This window comes from Pseudomonas sp. SDO5532_S415 (genome assembly GCF_054071155.1).
The window spans coordinates 1-5,984 of sequence record NZ_JBSVWS010000250.1; the positions used below are offsets into that span (position 1 = coordinate 1).

Below are 5,984 nucleotides of genomic sequence, written 5' to 3' on the forward strand. Positions count from 1 at the left end.
GAGATCGCAATCCAATGTGGGAGCGAGCCTGCTCGCGAAGGGGCCGGTCGGAGCACCGAAAGTTTCAGTCGAACACGAACAACGCATCATTGCTGAATTGCACTTCGAACTTGTTCGCCGGCATCGGGCGGCCGAACAGGTAGCCCTGAACTTCGTCGCAGCCGTGCTCCCTCAGGAAGTCGAGCTGCTCGTGGGTTTCCACGCCCTCGGCGATCACCGCCAGGTTGAGGCTGTGGGCCATGGCAATGATCGCCCGGGCGATCTGCGCATCCTGTTCGCCCGACGGCAGGCCATCGACGAAGGTGCGGTCGATTTTCAGCACGTCGATCGGGAATTGCTTGAGATAGTTGAGCGATGAATAACCCGTGCCGAAGTCATCGACCGCGATGCTCAGGCCGAGATTTTTCAGTCCATCGAGTATCTGCATTGCCTCGCTGACTTCACGCATCAGGATACTTTCGGTCAGCTCCAGTTCCAGGCACGCCGGTGGCAGGCCGGTGTCCTTGAGGATGGTGGCGATCCGCGTACCGAGCTGGCCATCGGAGAACTGCCGCGCCGAAATGTTCACCGACACCTTCGGCACCCGTACTTTAGCCTGGTGCCAGGTCTTGAGCTGACGGCAGGCCTCGCTGATCACCCAGTCGCCCACATCCACCACCAGGCCGAGTTCTTCGAGCACCGGAATGAAGTCCCCCGGCGGTACCAGGCCACGGCGCGGATGGCGCCAGCGCAACAAGGCTTCGGCGCCGGTCAGACGTTTACCATCGCCACTGAATTGCGGCTGGTAATACAGCACGAACTCGTTCTGTTCCAGGGCATGACGCAAATCGCTTTCCAGTTCCAGGCGCTCCAGGGCGCTGGCGTTCATGTCCGCCTGATAGAACTGGAAGTTGTTCTTGCCGCGCTCTTTGGCGTGATACATCGCGGTGTCGGCGTTTTTCATAAGCTGGCTGAGTTCGTTGCCGTCCTGAGGGCTCAGGGCGATGCCGATACTGGCGGTGACAAAGAACTCGCGGCCTTCGAGCACGAACGGTTTCACCAGGCTGGCGAGAATCTGTTCTGCAACGTGGATCGCCCGGGTCAAGGCGATTTCACGGTTGGCACGCGGTTGCAGGAGCAAGGTGAACTCGTCGCCGCCCATGCGCGCTACGGTATCGTCGTCATCGACGCAGCCAAGCAGGCGCGTGGCCATTTCCTTGAGCATGCGGTCGCCGGCGGCGTGCCCCAGGGAGTCGTTGATCGGCTTGAAGCGGTCGAGGTCGAGGAACATCAACACTACCCAGGATTTCTGCCGTTCGGCCGCTTGCAGCGCCGTGTGCAGGCGGTCCTGGAACAGTGTGCGGTTGGGCAGGTGCGTCAAAGCGTCGTAATAGGCGAGGCGGTGAATTCGCTGCTCACTGGCCTTGCGCTCGCTGATGTCGCTGAAGAAGCACACGTAACTGGCCAGGTCGCCTTCGTCGTCCAGCACCGCCGTAATGCCGACCCAGGCCGGGTAATGCTCGCCATTGCGGCGTTTGAGCCAGACTTCGCCTTCCCAGGTGCTGTTCTGGTTCAGTTGCTTGAGCACGTAACGCAGATGGGCTTCCTGCTGCTCGTCGACGGTCAGTATGTTCGGCAACTGGTCGAGTACCTGTTCCACTGCATAACCGCTGACGCGGCTGAAGGCTTCGTTGGCCTGGACGATGTAGCCGGCCGGGTCGGTGATCAGGATCGCCGAGGTCGAGTGCTCGAATACCGTGGCCGCCATACGCAGGTCTTTTTCGGCACGGCGTTGCTGGCTGATGTCGCGACCGACCCCGAGCACGCCTTCGAATGCACCGTGCTCGTCCCAGACCAGCACCAGCCGCAGTTCGATAGGAATCTTGCGCCCGTCGGCCCGCAGGCAGTCGAACAAGAACAATTGGGTCTGCACCTGGTTGCGCAACAGAGCCAGTTGATCGGGTTGATCCAGCGCGTTGTTGACCCGCTCCATCAGGCTGTAGATGCCTGCCAGTTGTTGCGGGTTGGCGATGGTTGATTGCCAGCCGTTCTGGAAAATCCATTCGGCGTCATAACCCAGCACGGCTTGTACCGACGGGCTGACGTAATTGAGCGTCATGCGGTTATCGGTGGAAAAAATCACGTCGCTGATGCTTTCGGCGAGCATCCGGTAGCGCTGCTCACTGTCACGCAGGGACTCACTGGCTTCGATTTGCTCGGTGACGTCCTTGGCCACGCCAATGATGCGGGTCACCTGGTCGTGCTTGTCCCGTGCCAGGGCCTGTTCGCGAATGTCGAAGCGCCGCCATTCACCGTCCCGGTGACGGAAACGCAGCTGGCATTGCATCAATTGGCTGTAGCCACCTTGCCGTTGGGTCTGGCGCGAGCGGTGGTAGTAGTCGGCATCGTCGGGATGCAGGAGGATTTCCCAGAAGTACTCGCCCATCTGGTGCAATTCGGTGCGGTTGTAGCCCAGGGTCTGGCCCAGATGATGGTTACTGAAAATCATGCGCTGGCTGATCACGTCCTGTACGTACAGGTGATCGGGCACGGTGCGTACCACATCAGACCAGAAACCTTCGCGCTCCTGCAGCGACAACTCAATGAGCTTGCGGCTGGTGATATCGGTGATGCTCAGGATCACCGCGTTATAGTCGTCGGGACTTTCCGGCAGGCGCAGCACCAGCCACAGGTGCTGATCACGGCCATTGGCATCCTGGAGTTTGATTTCCAGCTCAAGTTGCTGCTGCTGATGGAATGCCGCTTCGAGTACTTGATTGCCGATGGCGCTGCCATCGAGCGGGTTGCCATCGATCAGCAGGTCCCAGGCTTGCCTGGACGTACTGACATTAAGCAGCTGCAGGGCAACCTGGTTGACTTCGGTAATACGCAGCGCCTGTAGCAAATGTCGGCGTTGCTCCGGGTCATCCAGCCGCGCCTGCAATTGTTCGGTGCTTTGCAGTCGAGCCTTGTCAAAGGCGCTCTTGAGTCCGGACATGTCGAGTACACACAGCGCAACGCCAGTGCCTTCGAAAATTTCCTGATAACGTCGACGCCCTTCATGCAACTGGCGTTGGCGTCGGCGCATGTTCAGCAGGACGACAAACGGCAGCATGGAAAAGGCCAGGCCCAGCAGGCATTTGCCGATGAAGGCCGGCAGCAGCTCTTCGAGCACGCGCTGGCGATCGAACAGCCCACGCAGCTGCCAGTCGCTGCCGCTCAGTGGGACGGTCAGCACACTGTTGCTCAGATCGTCCTGGGTCAGTGTGCCCGGGTTGACCAGTGGCAGCGCGATATCGCGGCTGATGATCTGGTGGTTGAAACGGTTTTCCACCAGCCACTGCGGGCGGCCATCGGCCTCGCTCAGATTGGTCAGGGACGAAAAAAACGTCGGCTTCAGGCGCAAGGCCCAATAGCCACGGGTACTGCCGCTGGCTTGATGTAGCAGCAGGTGCACCACGGAGCCATCGATCGCATTGCTGAAGTAGTGAGGCTGGGCACGACTGCGTCGGACCAGCTCGCCCAGATAGTCGGCGTCTTCGCTGTTGGTCGCGCTGTCAGTGAGGATTGTCCCGGAGGGGCTGAGCAGGGCCAGGCTGGTCAGGTCTGGCAAGGATTTTTGCAGCTTGCGCAGCAGCTCCTGCTGTTCGTCGGTGCTTTGCGGCTGTTCGACGATCGGTAGCAGGTTAAGGGCGATCTGAGCGTTGAGCGCCATGTTCAGGCTGACTTGCGCGGCCAGGTCGGCGGTGTAGTCGATGGTGTACTGCCGCTGGTTTTTCCGGGTTTCACGCAACTGGTCCAGCAGCTGCCAAAACAGCAGTGCGAGCAGCAACAGAGCCAGCATCGCCAGCGCGCCTTTCAGGGTTCCGCGCAGGGGCGAACCGGGCGCCGCTGTCGGAGCACTGTTAGTCAGGGACGGAGTGACATTGGACAAACTGTAATCCTGCGGTTTGGCTGGACTGGCGCGACGTGCACTATAAGCCGGACGCCCGGAGGGCGGCTAGCATGCCTTGAGTCGTGGCAAAGTGCCAGTCCCGCTCGGCTGGACGGCCACCTGTCATTGAGGTAGCTTTGCCGGTTACGCGGGAGCGTTCCAGCTCCTAGAATCAGACTTTTTCAGCGCACCCGCATTGATAGTTTCAATCGGATGGCGCGCACGGTCTGGCCAGGCATCGTCTGCGCTCCAATCATTCATCAGTCACTGACCCAAGGTTCTCCATGGCTCAATACGTATTCACCATGCATCGGCTGGGTAAAGTTGTACCGCCGAAGCGGGAAATCCTGAAAAACATCTCCTTGTCTTTCTTTCCAGGCGCCAAGATCGGCGTACTCGGCCTCAACGGTTCGGGTAAATCCACGCTGCTGAAAATCATGGCCGGCGTCGACACCGAGTTCGAGGGTGAAGCCCGTCCGATGCCGGAGCTGAACATCGGCTACCTGCCGCAGGAACCACAACTGGATCCGACCAAGACTGTGCGTGAAGTGGTCGAGGAAGCCGTCAGCGTGATCAAGGACGCCCAGGCGCGTCTGGACGAGGTCTACGCGGCCTACGCCGATCCGGATGCCGATTTCGACAAACTGGCTGCCGAGCAGGCCAAACTCGAAGCGATCCTGCAGGCCAGCGACGGTCACAACCTGGAGCGCCAGCTGGAAGTTGCCGCCGATGCGCTGCGTCTGCCGGCCTGGGATGCCAAGGTCGAACACCTGTCCGGTGGTGAAAAGCGTCGTGTGGCCCTGTGCCGCCTGCTGCTGTCCGCCCCTGACATGCTGCTGCTCGACGAACCGACCAACCACCTGGACGCCGATTCCGTCGCCTGGCTGGAGCACTTCCTGCACGATTTCCCGGGCACCGTGGTTGCGATCACGCACGACCGTTACTTCCTGGACAACGTCGCCGGCTGGATTCTGGAACTCGACCGCGGCGCGGGCATTCCCTACGAGGGCAACTATTCGGGTTGGCTGGAAGCCAAGTCCGATCGTCTGGCTGCCGAATCCAAGCAGCAGTCGGCTCACGAAAAAGCCATGAAGGAAGAACTGGAGTGGGTGCGCAAAGGCGCCAAGGCCCGCCAGTCCAAATCCAAGGCTCGCCTGCAACGCTTCGAAGAAATGCAATCGCAGGAATTCCAGAAGCGCAGCGAAACCAACGAGATCTACATTCCGGCCGGTCCTCGCCTGGGTGACAAGGTCATCGAGTTCAAGAACGTCACCAAGGGCTACGGCGATCGCGTATTGATCGACAACCTGTCGTTCTCCATGCCTAAAGGCGCCATCGTCGGCGTTATCGGTGGTAACGGTGCGGGTAAATCCACGCTGTTCCGCATGCTGATGGGCAAGGAAACGCCGGACTCGGGCAGCATCGAAGTCGGCGAAACCGTCCAGCTTGCTTGCGTGGATCAGAGCCGCGAAGACCTGGACGGCAGCAAGACGGTGTTCCAGCAAATCTCCGACGGTTCCGACCAGATCCGCATCGGCAACTATGAGATCCCGTCGCGTACTTACGTCGGCCGTTTCAACTTCAAGGGCGGCGACCAGCAGAAGTTCGTCAAGGATCTGTCCGGTGGTGAGCGCGGTCGCTTGCACCTGGCCCTGACCCTGAAGGAGGGCGGCAACGTCCTGCTGCTCGACGAACCGTCCAACGACCTCGACGTCGAAACCCTGCGTTCCCTGGAAGAAGCCCTGCTGGACTTCCCGGGCGCCGCCATTGTGATCTCCCACGATCGCTGGTTCCTTGACCGCGTCGCGACTCACATCCTGGCGTACGAAGACGACTCGCAAGCCGTGTTCTTCGAAGGCAACTACACCGAATACGAAGCCGATCGCAAAAAGCGTCTCGGTGAAGCAGCTGCCCAGCCGCATCGTGTACGGCACAAAAAACTGGCCTGATATCGGGTTGGTTGCTTGAAAAAGAACGGAGCCTTCGGGTTCCGTTTTTTTTTGCGCTTTTTCAGCTGCTTCGAGTTGCGGCTTTCGCGAGCAGGCTCGCTCCCACAGGGAGCGCATTACAA

2 protein-coding genes are annotated in these 5,984 nt (G+C 60.1%); one reads left to right on the forward strand and one right to left on the reverse strand.

Translation table 11 applies throughout. The features are described 5' to 3' along the window. Positions 1-64: 64 nt before the first annotated feature. Complete coding sequence (locus tag ACW9HW_RS28315) at positions 65-3,913, reverse strand: sensor domain-containing protein (protein ID WP_095196634.1); 3,849 nt, start codon at positions 3,911-3,913, stop codon at positions 65-67. Between the two features lie 284 nt (positions 3,914-4,197). On the opposite strand from ACW9HW_RS28315, the gene ettA reads away from it, so the two are divergent. Beyond that, entirely contained in the window at positions 4,198-5,862 is a 1,665-nt protein-coding gene (gene ettA / locus ACW9HW_RS28320) for an energy-dependent translational throttle protein EttA (protein ID WP_007970893.1), read from the forward strand. Positions 5,863-5,984 lie beyond the last annotated feature (122 nt).